Annotated in this window: 17 protein-coding genes; 5 read left to right on the top strand and 12 right to left on the bottom strand. The window is 69.0% G+C overall.

What is annotated here, in order from left to right; all coding sequences use genetic code 11:
• Window position 1 precedes the first annotated feature (1 nt).
• Together Q0P60_RS04240 and Q0P60_RS04245 are read left to right on the top strand one after the other, a co-directional pair.
• Window positions 2-1,027: a symmetrical bis(5'-nucleosyl)-tetraphosphatase gene (locus Q0P60_RS04240; protein WP_294988694.1), complete on the top strand. Its 1,026-nt coding sequence runs from the start codon at window positions 2-4 to the stop codon at window positions 1,025-1,027.
• The gene (locus Q0P60_RS04245) at window positions 1,024-1,671 is read left to right on the top strand and encodes a DUF1287 domain-containing protein (protein ID WP_294988697.1); all 648 of its coding nucleotides are present in this window, start codon (window positions 1,024-1,026) and stop codon (window positions 1,669-1,671) included. The genes Q0P60_RS04240 and Q0P60_RS04245 overlap by 4 nt, the downstream gene beginning before the upstream one ends.
• 62 nt (window positions 1,672-1,733) lie before the next feature.
• On the opposite strand, the gene Q0P60_RS04250 is transcribed toward Q0P60_RS04245, so the two are convergent.
• The 9 genes from Q0P60_RS04250 to Q0P60_RS04290 all read right to left on the bottom strand — a co-directional run bounded on the left by Q0P60_RS04250 (window position 1,734) and on the right by Q0P60_RS04290 (window position 8,830).
• Window positions 1,734-2,225 carry a dihydrofolate reductase gene (locus tag Q0P60_RS04250; protein WP_294988700.1) on the bottom strand — a complete coding sequence of 164 codons (492 nt, stop codon included), beginning with the start codon at window positions 2,223-2,225 and terminating at the stop codon, window positions 1,734-1,736.
• Window positions 2,226-2,230: 5 nt separating this feature from the next.
• Window positions 2,231-3,025 carry a thymidylate synthase gene (locus tag Q0P60_RS04255; RefSeq protein ID WP_294988704.1) on the bottom strand — a complete coding sequence of 265 codons (795 nt, stop codon included), beginning with the start codon at window positions 3,023-3,025 and terminating at the stop codon, window positions 2,231-2,233.
• Complete coding sequence (lgt, locus tag Q0P60_RS04260) at window positions 3,022-3,909, bottom strand: prolipoprotein diacylglyceryl transferase (RefSeq protein ID WP_294988707.1); 888 nt, start codon at window positions 3,907-3,909, stop codon at window positions 3,022-3,024. The genes Q0P60_RS04255 and lgt overlap by 4 nt, the downstream gene beginning before the upstream one ends.
• Window positions 3,910-3,960: 51 nt before the next feature.
• Window positions 3,961-4,455, bottom strand: coding sequence for a TPM domain-containing protein (locus Q0P60_RS04265; RefSeq protein WP_294988710.1), 495 nt, complete (start codon window positions 4,453-4,455; stop codon window positions 3,961-3,963).
• A complete protein-coding gene (locus Q0P60_RS04270; protein ID WP_294988713.1) occupies window positions 4,455-5,324 on the bottom strand; it encodes a TPM domain-containing protein in 870 nt (289 codons plus the stop codon). Before Q0P60_RS04270 ends, Q0P60_RS04265 begins: the two co-directional genes overlap by 1 nt.
• 3 nt (window positions 5,325-5,327) lie before the next feature.
• Complete coding sequence (locus tag Q0P60_RS04275) at window positions 5,328-5,945, bottom strand: LemA family protein (RefSeq protein WP_294988716.1); 618 nt, start codon at window positions 5,943-5,945, stop codon at window positions 5,328-5,330.
• 290 nt (window positions 5,946-6,235) lie between these two features.
• A complete protein-coding gene (locus Q0P60_RS04280) occupies window positions 6,236-7,396 on the bottom strand; it encodes an MFS transporter (RefSeq protein ID WP_294988719.1) in 1,161 nt (386 codons plus the stop codon).
• Window positions 7,397-7,651: 255 nt separating this feature from the next.
• On the bottom strand, window positions 7,652-8,401 hold the full coding sequence (locus Q0P60_RS04285) for a TerC family protein (RefSeq protein ID WP_294988722.1): 750 nt from the start codon (window positions 8,399-8,401) through the stop codon (window positions 7,652-7,654).
• 33 nt (window positions 8,402-8,434) lie between these two features.
• On the bottom strand, window positions 8,435-8,830 hold the full coding sequence (locus Q0P60_RS04290) for a diacylglycerol kinase (protein WP_294988725.1): 396 nt from the start codon (window positions 8,828-8,830) through the stop codon (window positions 8,435-8,437).
• 212 nt (window positions 8,831-9,042) lie between these two features.
• Between Q0P60_RS04290 and Q0P60_RS04295 the strand changes: the two genes are divergently transcribed.
• Window positions 9,043-9,744 carry an SGNH/GDSL hydrolase family protein gene (locus Q0P60_RS04295; RefSeq protein WP_294988728.1) on the top strand — a complete coding sequence of 234 codons (702 nt, stop codon included), beginning with the start codon at window positions 9,043-9,045 and terminating at the stop codon, window positions 9,742-9,744.
• A 101-nt stretch (window positions 9,745-9,845) separates the two neighbouring features.
• Here the strand turns inward: Q0P60_RS04295 and Q0P60_RS04300 are convergent, their stop codons facing one another.
• The 3 genes from Q0P60_RS04300 to Q0P60_RS04310 all read right to left on the bottom strand — a co-directional run bounded on the left by Q0P60_RS04300 (window position 9,846) and on the right by Q0P60_RS04310 (window position 12,719).
• On the bottom strand, window positions 9,846-11,117 hold the full coding sequence (locus tag Q0P60_RS04300) for a HAMP domain-containing sensor histidine kinase (protein WP_294988731.1): 1,272 nt from the start codon (window positions 11,115-11,117) through the stop codon (window positions 9,846-9,848).
• 156 nt (window positions 11,118-11,273) lie between these two features.
• Window positions 11,274-11,987 (bottom strand): response regulator transcription factor, encoded by a 714-nt coding sequence (locus tag Q0P60_RS04305; protein ID WP_002811889.1) that lies wholly within the window; start codon window positions 11,985-11,987, stop codon window positions 11,274-11,276.
• A gap of 87 nt (window positions 11,988-12,074) precedes the next feature.
• Window positions 12,075-12,719 carry an arylesterase gene (locus Q0P60_RS04310; RefSeq protein ID WP_294988738.1) on the bottom strand — a complete coding sequence of 215 codons (645 nt, stop codon included), beginning with the start codon at window positions 12,717-12,719 and terminating at the stop codon, window positions 12,075-12,077.
• Between the two features lie 75 nt (window positions 12,720-12,794).
• Here Q0P60_RS04310 and Q0P60_RS04315 point away from each other — a divergent pair, with 75 nt between their 5' ends.
• Both Q0P60_RS04315 and Q0P60_RS04320 read left to right on the top strand, forming a co-directional pair.
• A complete protein-coding gene (locus Q0P60_RS04315) occupies window positions 12,795-13,442 on the top strand; it encodes an ATP-binding cassette domain-containing protein (RefSeq protein WP_294988741.1) in 648 nt (215 codons plus the stop codon).
• On the top strand, window positions 13,439-15,955 hold the full coding sequence (locus tag Q0P60_RS04320) for an FtsX-like permease family protein (protein ID WP_294988744.1): 2,517 nt from the start codon (window positions 13,439-13,441) through the stop codon (window positions 15,953-15,955). Before Q0P60_RS04315 ends, Q0P60_RS04320 begins: the two co-directional genes overlap by 4 nt.
• The last annotated feature ends 50 nt before the right edge of the window (window positions 15,956-16,005 follow it).

A 16,005-nucleotide genomic window follows, 5' to 3' on the forward strand; every position in this document is an offset into this window, starting at 1 on the left:
GATGAGTGTGTGGGCGATCGGCGACCTGCAGGGCTGCTATGACGTAACCCAGCGACTGCTGGAGAAGATCCGTTTCGACCCGGCGCATGACACCCTGTGGTTCTGCGGCGACCTGGTCAACCGCGGCGGCCAGTCGCTGGAAACGCTGCGGCTGGTGCACTCGCTGCGCGAGCACAGCGTGGTGGTGCTGGGCAACCATGACCTGTCGCTGTTGGCTGTCGGTGCACGCACCGAAGAGGAACAGCGCAAGGTCAACCCGGACCTGCTGCGCATCGTGCAGGCCGAGGACCGCGACGAACTGCTGGAATGGCTGCGCCTGCAGAAGCTGGTGCACGTGGACCGCGAGCTGGGCTGGATGATGGTGCATGCCGGGCTGGCCCCGAAGTGGAGCACGCAGATGGCCGAAAAGCATGCCGCCGAAGTCGAGGCGCAGCTGCACGGCGCCGGCTACCGCAAGCTGTTCCGCAACATGTACGGCGACAAGCCGAGCTGGGCGCCGAACCTGTCCGGCTACGACCGCTCGCGCGCGATCATCAACGTGCTCACGCGCATGCGCTACTGCACCCCGCGTGGGCGCATCGGCATCGAGGACAAGGGCACTCCTGGCACCCAGGAACAGGGGCTGTACCCCTGGTTCGAAGTGCCGGGCCGGGTCGAGCGCGACCTGAAGGTGGTCTGCGGCCACTGGTCGGCGCTGGGCCTGACCATCACCCAGGGCGTGCATGCCATCGACACCGGCGCGGTGTGGGGCGGCAAGCTGACCGCGATCCAGCTCGATACCGATGAACTGCGCGTGGTGCAGGTACCCGGCCGCGATGTGCCGGCGCCGGTTCCCCACGCTCGACCGCCGGCACGGCCGGCACACGAGCGCCCGGCCGCAGCGGCGCAGGGCAGGGAACAGGGCGCCGGCAACCCGCCCGCTGCCGCCCCCGGCAACCGTGGCCCTCGCCGCCGCCGCCGCCGCGGCGGTGGTGGTGGTGGTGGCGCTGCGGGCCCGGGCAACAACGGCGCACCACCGCAGGCATGACACGACAGGGCTGGGCACCATGGACGGTGCTGCTGCTGGCGCTGGCCCTGGCCAGCGGCTGCCAGCCCGCCTCGCCGCCGGCTCCCACGGCGGCAGACAACGCTGGACACACGCCGGCGCCTGCACAGGCCCCCTCGCCGCCGCTGGTCGCGGCAGCACGCGCACAGATCGGCGTCACCACCCGCTACGACCCTGCCTACCAGGTACTGGCCTATCCCGGCGGCGACGTGCCGCTGGACCGTGGCGTCTGCACCGATGTGGTGGTGCGTGCGCTGCGCAGCCAGGGCCTGGATCTGCAGGCACGGGTGCATGAAGACATGCGGGGTGACTTCGGCGCCTATCCGGCGATCTGGGGCCTGTCACGGCCGGATCGCAACATCGACCATCGCCGGGTACCGAACCTGATGCGCTGGTTCGAGCGGCACGGCTGGCAGCAGCCGGTCACGGCTTCCGCTGCCGACTACGCGGCGGGTGACATCGTTGCCTGGAAGCTCAACGGCAACGGCCTGCTGCATGTCGGCATCGTCTCCGACCGCCGCCTTGCCGATGGCACGCCGCTGGTGCTGCACAACATCGCGCGCGGTACCCGCGAAGAGAACCTGCTGTTCCGGCATCGCATCATCGGCCATTACCGGATGCCGTAGGCCATTCGCATCCTGTAGCGCCGAGCCCTGCTCGGCTGCGGGGCCGTTTCCGCGAAAGGCGGTCAGCGGCGCACGTAGTGCACGAAGCGGAACGCGTAGGCGTGGCGCGCATCGGCCGGATGCGGCTCGCTGCCCACCTCCCGCCAGACCTGCGCATCCACCTCGGGGAAATGGGTGTCGGCAGGCACTTCGGCGTCGACCCAGGTCAGGTACAGGTCGCTGGCCTGGTCCAGCAGCTGGCGGAAGATTTCGCCGCCGCCGATGATGCACAGCTCGCTGGCACCCTCGTCTTCGGCCACCGCCTTCGCCTCGTCCAGCGACGCCACCGCGTGCATGCCCTCGAACGGTACCTGGCCGCTGCGGGTCAGCACCAGGTTGGTTCGCCCCGGCAGCACACGGCCGATCGACTCGGCGGTCTTGCGCCCCATCAGGATCGGCTTGCCCAGGGTGAGCGCCTTGAAGTGCTTGAAATCATCCGGCAGGTGCCAGGGCATGGCATTGCCCTGGCCGATGCCACGGTTGCGATCCAGCGCCACGATCATCGACAGCTTCATTGCGCTCACACCGCCACCGGCGCCTTGATGGCCGGGTGCGGGTCGTAGCCGTCGATGCGGATGTCATCGAACTGGAAGCCGAACAGATCGGTCACCGCCGGGTTCAGCCACAGCGTCGGCAGCGCGCGCGGTTCACGCGACAGCTGCTCGCGCGCCTGCTCGAAGTGGTTCGAATACAGGTGCGCGTCGCCCAGCGTATGCACGAAGTCGCCCACGCCCAGCCCGGTGGCCTGAGCCACCATGTGGGTGAGCAGCGCGTAGCTGGCGATGTTGAACGGCACGCCGAGGAAGATGTCGCCGCTGCGCTGGTACAGCTGGCAGCTGAGCTTGCCGTCCACCACGTAGAACTGGAACAGGTTGTGGCACGGCATCAGCGCCATCTGCGAAAGCTCGCCCACATTCCAGGCGCTGACCACCAGCCGGCGCGAATCCGGGTTGCGCTTGATCTCATCGACCAGCCACTGCATCTGGTCGATCTCGCCGCCGTCGGCGGTCGCCCAGCTGCGCCACTGCTTGCCGTATACCGGGCCGAGGTCGCCGTTGGCGTCGGCCCATTCGTCCCAGATGCGGACCTGGTTGTCCTTCAGGTAGCCGATGTTGGTGTCGCCCTTCAGGAACCACAGCAGCTCATGGATGATCGAGCGCAGGTGCAGCTTCTTGGTGGTGACCAGCGGGAACCCTTCGTTGAGGTCGAAGCGCATCTGCCAGCCGAACACGCTGCGGGTGCCGGTGCCGGTGCGGTCGCTCTTCTCGGCGCCGTGTTCCAGCACATGCGACAGCAGGTCCAGGTAGGCCTTCATGCCTTGCCCTCGGTGGCCACCGGCAGCTGCGGCTGCAGCACCGGCGCGCGGCGCGACATCACCAGCAGCACCAGGCCGAAGGCGATCAGCGGCAGGCTGAGGATCTGGCCACGGGTCAGCCAGTCGAAGGCGACGTAGACGCCGTTGTCGGGCATGCGCACGAACTCCACGGCGAAGCGGAACAGGCCGTACATCAGCGCGAACAGGCCGCCGACCAGGTAGCGATGGCGCGGCTTGGCCGACACCACCCACAGCACCACGAACATCACCAGGCCTTCCAGGAAGGCTTCATACAGCTGCGAAGGATGGCGGGCGAACGGATTCAGCGCACCGGTGGCGAACTGCGCCTGCAGGGTCGCGTGGTCCAGCTGGTTCAACGGAGCCGGCAGCCCGGACGGGAACACCACGCCCCAGGTGCCGTCGGTGTACTTGCCCCACAGCTCGGCACCGATGAAGTTGCCGATGCGGCCAAAGCCCAGGCCCAGCGGCACCAGCGGTGCCATGAAGTCCATGGTGTCGAAGAAGTGCAGCCTGTGCTTGCGCGACCACCACCAGCAGGCGCCGAGCACGCCGAGCAGGCCGCCGTGGAAGCTCATGCCGCCATCCCACACCTTGAACAGCAGCAGCGGGTTGTGCAGGAAATCGCCCAGCGCGTAGAACAGCATGTAGCCGATGCGCCCGCCCAGCACCACGCCGAGCATGGCGTAGAACAGCAGGTCGGAGAAGCCATTGGCATCGACCCCCGGAAGGCGCCCGTCGGCGATGCGCTTGCGGCCCAGCAGCCAGGCGGCGGTGAAACCGAGCAGGTACATGATGCCGTACCAATGCACCTTGATCGGCCCCAGCGAGAGGGCGATGGGGTCGATGTCGTGGAAATAGATCATGGAAGGTGCCTTGCGGTTGAACGCCTATTCTCGGGCCAGCGCCGCCCCGGCTCAACCGAGGATCTGCGGCGTGTTCGGCAGGCCGTCATGGTCTGACCGCGTCGAGGCCGGAAAGTGCCCTTCCACCAGGCTGGAGACCTCGTCGATCGCCCCCTGCAGCGCCCCCACCGGATCGGCGCCGCGCAACCCCTCGCGCAGATGGGTGCAGACCCGCTGCCACTGCGCCGGGGCCACCCGCCCGTGCAGGCCACGGTCGGCGACGATCTCGATCGCGTGGTCGGCCAGCAGCAGGTAGATCAGCACCCCGTTGTTATGGGCGGTATCCCAGGTGCGCAGGCGGGCGAAGGCATGCTCGGCAGCCTGGCGTGGCGTGACCCGGTGCCACAGCGCAGCCAGCGGCAGGTCGGCCTCCACCGCGAACATCACCTGCCCACCATGGCGCTGCTCACCGGCCGCAATGGCCTCGGTGATCGCCTGCAGGGTGGCCGGCGGGAACGCGCGCCGCACCGACGGGGAGAACACATGACGACACAGACGTTGGATCATCACCAGCCTCCCGAAGCGCCGCCGCCGCCGGAACGGCCGCCGCCACCGCCCCAACCGCCACCACCGAAGCCTCCCCCTCCGCCGAAACCGCCTCCGCCGCCCCAGCCGCCGCCACCGGCAAAGCGGCCCGGATGCCCGGACAGCATCGCCACGATCAGGCCGACGACGCCGGCCACCCCGGTGGCCAGCAGGGTCGAGGTGAACAGGAAGGCTGCCAGCGCCGCCCCGGCGCCGCCGAGCAGGCCGCGCAACGGGCGTGGCACGCGCGCGAACACGCCACGCAGGATGCTGCCGGCAAATACGCCGATGAACAGTGCCAGGAACCAGGTATCGCCGCCGCCCACCTGTTCGCGTCCCCGATGGGCGCTGACCGGCGCCGGCAACGCCTCACCGTCGATCAGCCTGACCAGCACGGCAGTGGCATCGGTGATGCCGCCGGCATAATCGCCACTGCGGAAACGCGGCACCAGGTATTCCTGGATGACGCGATTGGCGATGGCATCGGGAATCGCGCCTTCCAGGCCGTAGCCCGGCTCGATGCGCACGCGCCGGTCATCCTTGGCCACCACCAGCAGCACGCCGTCGTCCACGCCCTTGCGGCCGATCTGCCACTGGTCGAAGACACGCGTGGTGTACTGCGCGATGTCCTCCGGCTGGGTGCTGGGCACCACCAGCACCTGCAGCTGGCTACCCTTGCGCTGCTGCAGTTCAATCGCCTGCTGCAGCAGCGCCTGCTTCTGGCCGGCATCCAGCGTGCCGGTGGTATCGACCACCGGCGAATCCAGCGCCGGGATCGGCGCCAGTGGCTGCGCATGCGACGCCAGCGGCAGCCACAGCAGCAGGGCCAGCAGCGCGGAGGCCAGGCGCATGGGTCAGTGGCCCGGCTGCGGCGCCGGCGGCTGCGGAGCGTTGCCAAAATCGACCGCCGGCGCGCTGGAGATCTGCGCCTCGTTGTCCACCGTGAAGTTCGGCTTGGTCTTGTAGCCGAAGATCTTGGCGGTGATCACCTGCGGGAACGAGCGGATGTAGGTGTTGTAGTCCTGCACCTGCTGGATGTAGCGGCCACGGGCCACGGTGACCCGGTTCTCGGTACCTTCCAGCTGCGCCTGCAGGTCGCGGAAGTTCTGGTCGGACTTCAGCTGCGGGTAGTTCTCGGTGACCACCAGCAGCCGCGACAGCGCGCTGCCGAGCTCGCCCTGGGCCTGCTGGAACTGCTTGAGCGAGGCCTCATCGTCGGCGTTGACGTTGATCTGGCCGACCCGCGAGCGGGCATTGGTGACTTCGGTCAGCACGCGCTCTTCCTGGCTGGCGAAGCCCTTCACGGTCTGCACCAGGTTGGGCACCAGGTCGGCGCGGCGCTTGTACTGGTTGATGACCTCCGACCAGCTCGCCTTGACCGCTTCATCCTTCTGCTGGATGGCGTTGTAGCCGCAGCCGGAGAGCAGGGAAGCCAGCAGCAGCAGGGGCAGGACGCGGGTGAACAGGCGCATGGCGGAGGTTCCGGGTGGGCTTGGCGCCGAGCATGCCATGGTTCGGGTGAAAGACCGGCCATCGGGCGCCGCCCCCTCCGCGGTGGGTTGTTTGCTGGTTCTCTGGGGCTGGCCGGGAGGGTGGGCTGGCTGGGGTGTCCGCGGCATGGATGCCGCGGCCAAGCCCCCATGAACGGGTTTACGGCGTCCCCCGCCACCGGCCCCCCCCCGCCATCCCACGGAATGCACGCTGTTGCTGTTGCAGTGGCCTCGGCGGGTGCAGGGCTGCAAGCCCTGCCGGAACGCCCCCCTCAGCAAACCTCGGCCACCACAGCACGCGTCCGCCCCAGCCACGCCAGCAGCAACCCCGAGGCCGCCAGCATGCCGCCAGCCACCGGTATCGCGGCATAGCCCAGGCCCGAGCTGATCACGGCGCCGCCCAGCGCCGCGCCCACGGCATTGCCCAGGTTGAACGCGCCCACGTTGATCGACGACGCCAGCCCCGGGGCTTCGGCAGCCGCCTGCATCACCCGGATCTGCAACGGCGGCACGATCGCAAAGGTCGCCGCACCGAACAGCAGCACGCCGATGGCGGCCGTGGCATGGCTCATGAACGCCAGCGGCAGCACCAACATCAGCAGCGCCAGGACCGCCAGCAGGATGCGGGTAGCCCCTTCCAGCGACCAGTCGGCCATGCGCCCGCCGATCCCGTTGCCGAAGGTGAAACCGATGCCGATCAGGGCCAGCGACAGTGCGATGAAGGCATTGGAGGCCCCGGTCAGTTCGGTCAGCACCGGCGCCACGTAGGTATAGAGGGTGAACATCGCACCGGCGCCAAGCACGGTGGTGGCCATCGCCAACAGCACCTGCGGCTGCAGGATCGCCTTCATCTCGCGGCGCACCTCCGGGCGCGGGCCCGGCGCGGATGCTGGCAACGCCAAGCCCAGTGCCGTGATCGCAACCAGCCCCAGCGCTGCGGTACCGGCAAAGGACAGGCGCCAGCCCAGCTGCTGCCCGACCCAGGTCGCCAGCGGCACCCCGCCGATGTTGGCGATGGTCAGGCCCATGAACATGGTGGCCACCGCCGCGGCCTGCTTGTCCTTCGGCACCACGCTGGCCGCGACCAGTGCGCCAATACCGAAGAAGGCGCCGTGGTTGAGGCTGGTGACCAGCCGCGACAGCAGCAGCAGGCCATAGTTCGGGGCCAGCGCCGACAACAGGTTGCCGACCACGAAGATCGCCATCAGCAGCATCAGCGCGGTGCGCCTGCCGAAGCGCCCCATCAGCAGGGTCATCACCGGTGCGCCCAGCATCACGCCCACGGCGTAGGCCGTGATCAGCATGCCGGCAGTGGGAATGTTCACGCCGACGCCGTCGGCAATGACGGGCAGCAGCCCCATCGGGGCAAACTCGGTGGTACCGATGGCGAATGCGCCGACGGCGAGGGCCAGCAGGGCGGCTCGGGAATTCATGGGCGGTGTTCCTGCGTGGGGCAGGCCTTGGCAAAGAGAGCGCGTAGCCTGCGCGCATCGTTGCGCCGGATTAAGCCCCGCAGTGGGGAAACACTGTTGACCGGGGTTCACAAATGACGACCCACGCCCCTGCCCATCGTGCAGGGACCAGCCCCGCCCGGCTGACCGCAGCATGCGACGCCGAGCAGGGGCTCGGCTCTACAAGGCTCCACAACGCAGAACCCCCGGCCGGGCCGGGGGTTCTGGATGACGCGTTTACCAGTTGCCGGCGCCCGGCACGTTGTGCTCGCGTGCGCGGCGGCGCATCAGCAGGTTCAGCCACTCCACCAGCACCGAGAAGCCCATCGCGGCGTAGATGTAGGGCTTGGGCACGTGCAGGTCCAGGCCATCCAGGATCAGCACCGCACCGATCATCAGGATGAAGGCCAGGGCCAGCATCTTCACGGTCGGGTTGGCGTCGATGAAGCGGCCCAGCGGATTGGCGGCCAGCAGCATCACCATCACCGACAGCAGGATCGCGGCGACCATCACCGGGATGTGGTCGGCGATGCCGACGGCGGTGATCACCGAGTCCAGCGAGAACACGATGTCGATCACCGCGATCTGCGCGATCACGTAGCCGAACACGGCCGAGGCCTTGGTGGTGCTGGGGTCTTCATCCTCGCCGCCGCTGATCAGTTCCTTGATCTCCATGCAGCCCTTGATGATCAGGAACAGGCCGCCCACGATCAGCACCAGGTCGCGGATGGAGATGCCCATGCCGGCCACGCTGAACAGGTTGGCGGACATGTGCGCCAGGTACGCCAGCGACACCAGCAGCGCGATGCGGGTGATGCAGGCCACCGCGATGCCGAGCTTGCGCGCGAACGGGCGGCGCTCTTCCGGCAGCTTGCTGACCGCGATGGAAATGAACACCAGGTTGTCGATGCCGAGCACGATTTCCAAAGCGCTGAGGGTAAACAGGGTTACCCAGGCATTGGGGTCAGCGAGGAACTCAAAGGACATGGAAACTCTTCAAGGCAGTGGGGGAATGGGGTTTCAGCCGTAGCTGCCGGCCAGTGCGTGCGGAACCACGACCAGCGCCCAGCACAGCAGCACGTTCATCATCAGCACGAATACCGCCGCCGAGCCCATGTCCTTGGCGCGCCCGGCCAGCTCGTGGATCTCGCTGCCATAGCGTTCGATCACCGCCTCGATGGCCGAGTTGGCCAGCTCCATCGCCAGCACCAGCAGCATCGAGCCGATCAGCAGCGCGCGCTCGACCGGGGTCTGGCCCAGCCAGATCGCGACCGGGGTCAGCACGATCAGCAGGTACACCTCCAGCCGGAACGAGGACTCGTGCAGCCAGGCGGCACGCAGGCCCTGCCAGGACCAGCGGGCGGCCTGGAAGATGCGGCGCGGGCCGCGGGGCAGGTGGCCGAACTGATCAGCCACGGGTGGAACATCCAGCAACAGGGGCGCGGCGCAGCGACCGCTCAGACGCACGGCAGGGAATCATGGGCGCACAGGAATAGGCAGATGGCCGCCATTTTGCCACAAGGCCGCCAGCCATACCCCCGAAGGGCCGGGCGAATGGCCTGCCCATGGCAAACCACGGCGCGGCCCAGCTCCTATGATGGGTCTCCCCTTCCCTGCTGGAGCGCATGATGTCCCGTCGCCGTACCTGCCTGCTGATGCTGGGCCTGCTCACCGCCGCGCCGTTGGCCCAGGCCCTGGACGCGGCCAGGTCGCCGCAGGTACCGGAGCAGGTCTCCAATGTGGCCTGGGCCGGCGACATGGCCCACTTCGCCAGCACCGACCAGACCAATCCGCCGCCGCGCGGCGGCATCGAGTTCATCGGCAGTTCCTCGATCCGCATGTGGGCCAGCCTGGCCGCCGACTTCCCCGGCCAGCCGGTCTTCAACCGTGGCTTCGGCGGTTCGGAAGTGCGCGACAGCACCTGGTATGCCGACCGCATCGTGGTGCCGTATGCGCCCTGCAAGGTGTTCTTCTACGCCGGCGACAACGATCTCAACAGCGGCCGCAGCGCCGTGCAGGTCCGTGACGACGTGGTCGCCTTCGTGCAGCGCCTGCATCGCGACCTGCCCAGGACCCGGATCGAGTACCTGTCGATCAAGCCAAGCCCGTCGCGTGCGCACCTGCTGCCGGCGATCAACGAGGCCAACACGCTGATCAAGGCTGCCCTCGCCCGGCTGCCCAATACCGGTTTCACCGACGTCTACACGCCGATGCTCGGCGCCGACGGCCAGCCGGATGCGAAGCTGTTCCGCGAGGACATGCTGCACATGACCCCGGCGGGGTATGCGATCTGGACCAAGGCGCTGGCACCGAAGGTGAAGTGCGATTGAGGCAGGCGTGCGTCGGGCATGGCGTGGATCTACCGTGCTGATCGGGGTCAGATCCGTTTTCCATGGGAAAACGGATCTGACCCCAGGCCACAGGCGCCGGCTCAGCGGAACACCACCGTCGCTTCGGTGCCCTGCCCCGGCTCGCTGGCCAGGCTGACCTTCCAGCCGAAGCGGTCGCACAGCCGGCGCACGATCGACAGCCCCAGGCCGGTGCCCTGCGGGCGACTCGGCTCGGCGCGGTAGAACGGCTCGAAGGCCCGCGCCAACGCCTCGGCGGACATGCCGATGCCGGTATCGCGCACCACCACGCGGTCGCTGTGCACATGCACGTCGATGCGCCCTTCGTCGGTGTAGCTGCAGGCATTGCGCACCAGGTTGCTGACCACGACCTGCAACACCCGCGGCGGTGCGTGCAGCTGCACCGGGCCGTCGCTGTGCAGGTGCACCGACACCGGACGCGTGCCCAGCAGTTCGTTGGCGTTGTCCACTTCGTAGCGGACGATGTCATTGACGTCGAACAGCTCGATCTGCGGCTCGACATCGGCCTCGCGGGCCAGGATCAGGAACGCATCGATCACCGCTTCCATGTCACGGCCGGCACGCTGGATGCGCTGCAGGCTGCGCCGCAGGCGCGGCTGCAGGGTTTCATCACCCAGTGCCATGTCGCTGGCCACGCGGATGACGGTCAGCGGCGTGCGCAGTTCGTGACTGGCATCGCGGGTGAAGTTGCGCTCGCGCGCAACGTGCGCGCTCACCCGGTTGGCCAGCGAATGCAAGGCCGCCGCCAGCTGCCGGGTCTCGCCCTGCATGTCCGCCGGCAGCTTGTTCGGTTCCAGGTCGGCCGCCTCGGGGTGGCCCGGATCCCAGCGCGAGACGCGCCGTGCCAGCCAGTTCACCGGCGACACCAGGCGCTTGGAGGCACGGTAGGTCACCCAGCTGGCGCCGTAGACCGCCAGCAGGGTCAGCAGCACCGGGACGATGCCAAACCAGAACGCCAGCATTTCCGCACGCGAGCGCAGGAACACCAGGTACAGGCGACCGGCCGGGCGGACATCGACCAGCACCAGCTGATCGTCCTTGGGCAGTTCGTGGAAACCGGGCTCCAGATTGCGCAGGTTGGCCGGCAACGACAGCGCCGACTGCCCGCTTTCCAGCAGGTAACCGCGGATGTTCTGGGTATTGGGCGGCGGCTGCACCGGCGATGCCTCGTGCAGCGTCCAGTAATACGCCGCTTCCTCGCGCAGGGCGGCACCGACCAGGCTGTGCTTGATCACCAGCGATACCAGCCAGGCACCGAGCAGGATGCCCAGGCTGGCCAGCACTGCCTGCAGGATGAAGGCGATACGGATCTTGCGCGGCAGGCCGTGCGGCATTGCGGGGTCCCGGTCAGAGCGCTGCGATTATAGGCAGCGCGCCGCGCCGTGCGGGTGCATGGGCGATGACCGGCGGCAACCCCGGCCGGTCATGCCCTGCCCTCGAACGTGGCCGCACTCCGGCCGGGCCTGCAGCTGCACCGGCGCGGGCCCTGCTCAGGCCATCGGCTGGGCGATGTCGGCAATGCGGTAGCCGGCACTCTGCACGGTGTGCAGCAACGGACGGTCGAACGGCTTGTCGATGATCTTGCGCAGGTTGTACAGGTGGCTGCGCAGGGTGTCCGAATCCGGCAGGCCGTTGCCCCAGATCTCGCGTTCGATTTCCTGGCGGGTGACCACGCGCGGCGATTCGCGCATCAGGATGGTCAGCAGGCGCAGGCCGATCGGCGACAGCTGCAGCTCGGTACCGGCACGGGTGGCGCGCATGCTGACCGGATCGAGCACCAGGTCGGCGACCTTCAGCACTTCCGAACCGACCTGGCGACGTTCGCGACGGATCAGCGCGCGCAGGCGGGCTTCCAGTTCCTGGATCGCAAACGGCTTGGTCAGGTAGTCATCGGCGCCGAAACCGAGGCCGGTGAGCTTGTCGTCCAGCGTGTCGCGTGCCGTGAGCATCAGCACCGGGGTGGACTTGCGCGCATCGTTGCGCAGGCGACGGCACACTTCGATGCCATCCAGGCGCGGCAACATCAGGTCGAGCACCACGACGTCATAGCTGTTTTCCGCCGCAAGGCGGTAGCCATCCAGGCCGTCCTGTGCATAGTCGACTTCGAAGCCGCGACCTTCCAGGTATTCCCCGATCATCTCGGAGATGTTGCGGTTGTCTTCGACCACCAGCACCAAGCCGGAGGTCTCCTTCGTCTGACGCATGTGATTCCCTCTAACTTCAGCTTTGTGAAACATGCCGGATCGACGGTGGACGCGATGTGAAGTTCCGTCAAGAGGTCATCAATCGGTTCAGAGCAGCGGCTTGAGCAGCGGCCAGACGTTGTCCAGCACCCGCGGCTGCGCCTGCGCGGTCGGGTGCAGGCCGTCGGCCTGCATCATGCCCGGCTGCAGCGCGACGCCTTCCAGCAGGAACGGCAGCAGCGGCACCTTGTACTGCGTGGCCAGCGCGCGATAGGCCGCAGCCAGGCGCTGGCGGTAGGCGGGCCCGTAGTTGGGCGGCACGTCGATGCCCAGCAGCAGCACCTTGGCACCGGCCTTCTGGCTGGCCTGCACCATCTTTTCCAGGTTGCCCTGCACCTGCGCCGGGCTCAATCCGCGCAGCGCATCATTGCCGCCGAGGGCGATCACCACCACCGTCGGCTTCTCCCGCGCCAGCAGGCCCGGCAGGCGGGTCAGCGCGCCGGCCGTGGTCTCCCCGCTCATGCTGGCGTTGACGATGCGCGCGGGTGTTTTCGACTGCTGCCTGACCCGCTGCTGCAGCAGGCTGACCCAGCCGGCGTCGGCGGGGATATTGTGGGCGGCACTGAGGCTGTCACCGAGTACCAGCACGGTGCCGGCCGCCGCTTTGGCCCCGGCCAGCCCGGGCAGCAGCAGCAATCCCAGCAGCAGCACCATCATCGCGCCGGCTCGCCGGCTCCATCCCGTCTTGCGCATTGGAGTCTCCTCATCGACAGCCTGTCCCCCCGCAGCGCGCCCGTCGCCATCGACGTCGACCAGGTCGGCAAGTCCGTGCAGGGCCCGGAGGGTGAAGTCCACATACTGGACAACATCACCCTGACCGTCCATGAAGGTACCAGCGCGGCCATTGTCGGCGCCTCCGGCTCCGGCAAGACCACCCTGCTTGGCCTGCTGGCCGGGCTGGACCTGCCCAGCCGCGGCCGCATCCGCCTGGGCGGCCAGGATCTGTCCGGCCTTGATGAGGAAGCACGTGCCCGGTTGCGCGCACGCGAGGTCGGCTTCGTGTTCCAGAGCTTCCACCTGCTGCCGGCGCTGACCGCCGCCGAGAACATCGCGCTGCCGCTGGAACTGGCCGGGCGCGAGGACCCGGCGCGGGTCGAACAGGTGCTGGCCCAGGTCGGCCTGGCCCATCGCGGCCGCCACTATCCACGCCAGTTGTCCGGTGGCGAGCAGCAGCGCGTGGCGCTGGCACGCGCCTTCGTCACCCGCCCACGCATCCTGTTCGCCGATGAACCGACCGGCTCGCTGGACCACGCGACCGGCCAGCACATCAGCGACCTGCTGTTCGAACTCAATGCCGGCAGCGGCACCACCCTGGTGCTGGTCACCCACGACCTGCGCCTGGCGCAGCGCTGCCAGTACATCCACCGCATCGACGACGGCCGCTTGTTGCCGGTCGAACGCGGAGCCCCGGCATGAACCTGCTGCGCCATGCCTGGCGCGCCTTGCGCCGCGAGGCGCTGGCCGGCGACCTGTTGACCGTATTCGCCGCGCTGGTGCTCGGCGTCGCGGTGATGACCGCAGTCGGCACGCTGGTCAACCGGGTCAACCTGGCGCTGACCGGCAGCGCGGCGGAAATGCTCGGTGGCGACCTCGGGGTCGGCGGCCGCGATGACCCGCCACAGGCGTTCGCCGAGGAAGCGCAACGGCGTGGGCTGGCGCACACGCGCATCGCCAGCTTCGGCAGCGTGCTGTTCCATGGCGACGCCAGCCAGATGGCCAGCATCAAGGCGGTACAGGCCGGCTACCCCCTGCGCGGCACGCTGCGGGTCCGCGCCACGCCCGGCGGCGCCCTGATCGCCGGCGCCGGCATGCCGCCCCAGGGCCAGGCCTATGCCGACCCGCGCCTGCTGCAGGGGCTGGGACTGAAAGCCGGTGACGACCTGGAGTTTGGTGCCGGCAGCGTGCGCATCGCCGGCATCATCGAGGCCGAGCCGGATACCGGCGGCGACCTGCTGACGCTGTCGCCGACCCTGCTGGTCAACCGCGCCGATGTGGAGGGCACCGGGCTGCTCGGTCCGGGCAGCCGCATCAACTACCGGCTGATGTTCGCCGGACCGGCCGATCAGGTTGCCGCGCTGCGCCAGTGGTTGCTGCCGCAGGTGAAGGGCCTGCGCCTGCTGAGCGTGGATGACACCCAGCGCGGCGTGCGCCAGGCCTTCGACCTGGCCGGGCGCTTCCTTGGCCTGAGCGCGCTGCTGGCGGTCCTGCTGGCCGGCGTGGCGACCGCATTGGCGGCCAACCGCTTCGCCCTGCGCCGCATCGACCAGGTGGCGATCCTGCGCTGTCTGGGCGCACGCCAGCGCGACATCCTGGCCGGCCTGGCGCTGCAGCTGCTGATGCTGGCGGTGCCGGCCTGCGCGCTCGGCATCGGCCTGGGCATGGCGGCACAGGAAGGCCTGGTGCAGGTGTTGGGCAGCCTGGTGCCGCAGCGCCTGCCGCTGCCGGAGGCAACGCCCGCGCTGACCGGCGCCGGCATCGGCCTGTTGCTGCTGTTCGGCTTCGGCCTGCCACCGCTGCTGCGGCTGCGCGGGGTACCGCCGATGCGCGTGCTCAACCGTTCCTTCGCCGCCCTGCCACCGGCCTCGCTGCTGGCCTATGTGGCGGCGCTGGCGGCCAGCCTGCTGCTGGCGGTGCAGGTCACCGGCGATCTCTCGCTGGCGCTGTGGGTACTGGGCGGCCTGGCCGCCCTGGCGGTGGCCGCCGGCGCGCTCGGCTTCGGCCTGCTGCAGCTGCTGCGCGGCCTGCAGCATCGCCTGCACGGCAACTGGCGGCTGGGCCTGGCCGCGCTGACCCGGCGCCGGATGCTGGCGGTGATGCAGCTGGTCGGGTTGTCGCTGTCGCTGTGCGCGCTGTTGCTGCTGGCGGTGACCGGCCCCGGCCTGCTGCAGCAGTGGCGCGAGCGGCTGCCGGCGGATACGCCGAACTATTTCCTGATCAACATCCAGCCCGAGCAGCGCGACGGCGTGCTCGCGGCCCTGCGTGGGCTGGGTGCCGGCGATGCCAGCATCGAACCGATGGCCACCGGCCGCCTGATCGCGATCAACGGCAAGCCGCCGCTGCGCGTGGACCGCACGCCGGCACAGGACGGGCAGGCGGCACCGCGCGATGCCGAGCGCGATGACGATGACGAGAACCGGCCGTTGAATTTCAGCTGGCGCAGCCACTTCCCGCCCGCCAATACGCTGGTCGCGGGCGCGTTCTGGACGCCGCACAGCACGGCGCCGGAGGCCTCGGTGGAGATCGGCTGGGCCAAGCGCTACGGCGTCCAGCCCGGCGACCGCATCACCCTTGCGGTGGGCGAGCAGGAACGCGGCTTCACCGTGACCAGCCTGCGCAAGGCGGACTGGAACACGTTCCGTCCGAACTTCTTCGTGCTGCTGAATCCGAATGCAGTGGGCGACACCCCGCACAACCTGCTGTCGGCGTTCCACCTGCCCGCCGGCAAGGCCGCCGGGCTGGGCGAACTGGTGCGTGCGCAACCGAACCTGTCGTTGCTGGACGTGGATGCGGTGATCTCGCAGGTGCGCGACGTGATGGAGCGGGTCGCGCAGGCCGTGCAGCTGGTGATGGTGTTCAGCCTGCTGGCCGGCGTGCTGGTGCTGCTGGCCGCGTTGCAGGCCACGGCCGGCGAGCGCCGCTACGACAGCGCGGTGCTGCGCACCCTGGGCGCGACCCGGCGCCAGCTGCGCGGCGCGGTGCTGGTCGAGTTCGGCGCCCTGGGCACGCTGGCAGCACTGCTTGCGGTGGGCGCGGCGGCCGCGATCGGCGTGGCGGTCTCGCACAAGGTGTTCGAGCTGCCACTGCTGCCGCCGTGGCCGGGCCTGCTGCTGGGCGGCGCTGCCGGCGTCGGCCTGAGCGTGCTGGCCGGCTGGTGGGGCACCCGGCGCATCCTGCACACCTCGCCGGCTCTGGCCCTGCGCGAAGCCTGAGTCCGTCGAGGGAGTTGCCGGGTTCATCCACGCGTGGCGTGGATCTACTC

The sequence above is a fragment of the uncultured Stenotrophomonas sp. genome (assembly GCF_945952405.1).
Classification (GTDB): domain Bacteria; phylum Pseudomonadota; class Gammaproteobacteria; order Xanthomonadales; family Xanthomonadaceae; genus Stenotrophomonas.

What these genes read in the sequence shown, in the direction of transcription:
- Q0P60_RS04305 (WP_002811889.1), bottom strand. Translation starts at nt 11,987, where the DNA reads ATGCGTCAGACGAAGGAGACCTCCGGCTTGGTGCTGGTGGTCGAAGAC.
- Q0P60_RS04240 (WP_294988694.1), top strand. Translation starts at nt 2, where the DNA reads ATGAGTGTGTGGGCGATCGGCGACCTGCAGGGCTGCTATGACGTAACC.
- Q0P60_RS04250 (WP_294988700.1), bottom strand. Translation starts at nt 2,225, where the DNA reads ATGAAGCTGTCGATGATCGTGGCGCTGGATCGCAACCGTGGCATCGGC.
- Q0P60_RS04255 (WP_294988704.1), bottom strand. Translation starts at nt 3,025, where the DNA reads ATGAAGGCCTACCTGGACCTGCTGTCGCATGTGCTGGAACACGGCGCC.
- Q0P60_RS04265 (WP_294988710.1), bottom strand. Translation starts at nt 4,455, where the DNA reads ATGATCCAACGTCTGTGTCGTCATGTGTTCTCCCCGTCGGTGCGGCGC.
- Q0P60_RS04245 (WP_294988697.1), top strand. Translation starts at nt 1,024, where the DNA reads ATGACACGACAGGGCTGGGCACCATGGACGGTGCTGCTGCTGGCGCTG.
- Q0P60_RS04285 (WP_294988722.1), bottom strand. Translation starts at nt 8,401, where the DNA reads ATGTCCTTTGAGTTCCTCGCTGACCCCAATGCCTGGGTAACCCTGTTT.
- Q0P60_RS04300 (WP_294988731.1), bottom strand. Translation starts at nt 11,117, where the DNA reads ATGCCGCACGGCCTGCCGCGCAAGATCCGTATCGCCTTCATCCTGCAG.
- Q0P60_RS04275 (WP_294988716.1), bottom strand. Translation starts at nt 5,945, where the DNA reads ATGCGCCTGTTCACCCGCGTCCTGCCCCTGCTGCTGCTGGCTTCCCTG.
- Q0P60_RS04320 (WP_294988744.1), top strand. Translation starts at nt 13,439, where the DNA reads ATGAACCTGCTGCGCCATGCCTGGCGCGCCTTGCGCCGCGAGGCGCTG.
- Q0P60_RS04310 (WP_294988738.1), bottom strand. Translation starts at nt 12,719, where the DNA reads ATGCGCAAGACGGGATGGAGCCGGCGAGCCGGCGCGATGATGGTGCTG.
- Q0P60_RS04270 (WP_294988713.1), bottom strand. Translation starts at nt 5,324, where the DNA reads ATGCGCCTGGCCTCCGCGCTGCTGGCCCTGCTGCTGTGGCTGCCGCTG.
- Q0P60_RS04295 (WP_294988728.1), top strand. Translation starts at nt 9,043, where the DNA reads ATGTCCCGTCGCCGTACCTGCCTGCTGATGCTGGGCCTGCTCACCGCC.
- lgt (WP_294988707.1), bottom strand. Translation starts at nt 3,909, where the DNA reads ATGATCTATTTCCACGACATCGACCCCATCGCCCTCTCGCTGGGGCCG.
- Q0P60_RS04280 (WP_294988719.1), bottom strand. Translation starts at nt 7,396, where the DNA reads ATGAATTCCCGAGCCGCCCTGCTGGCCCTCGCCGTCGGCGCATTCGCC.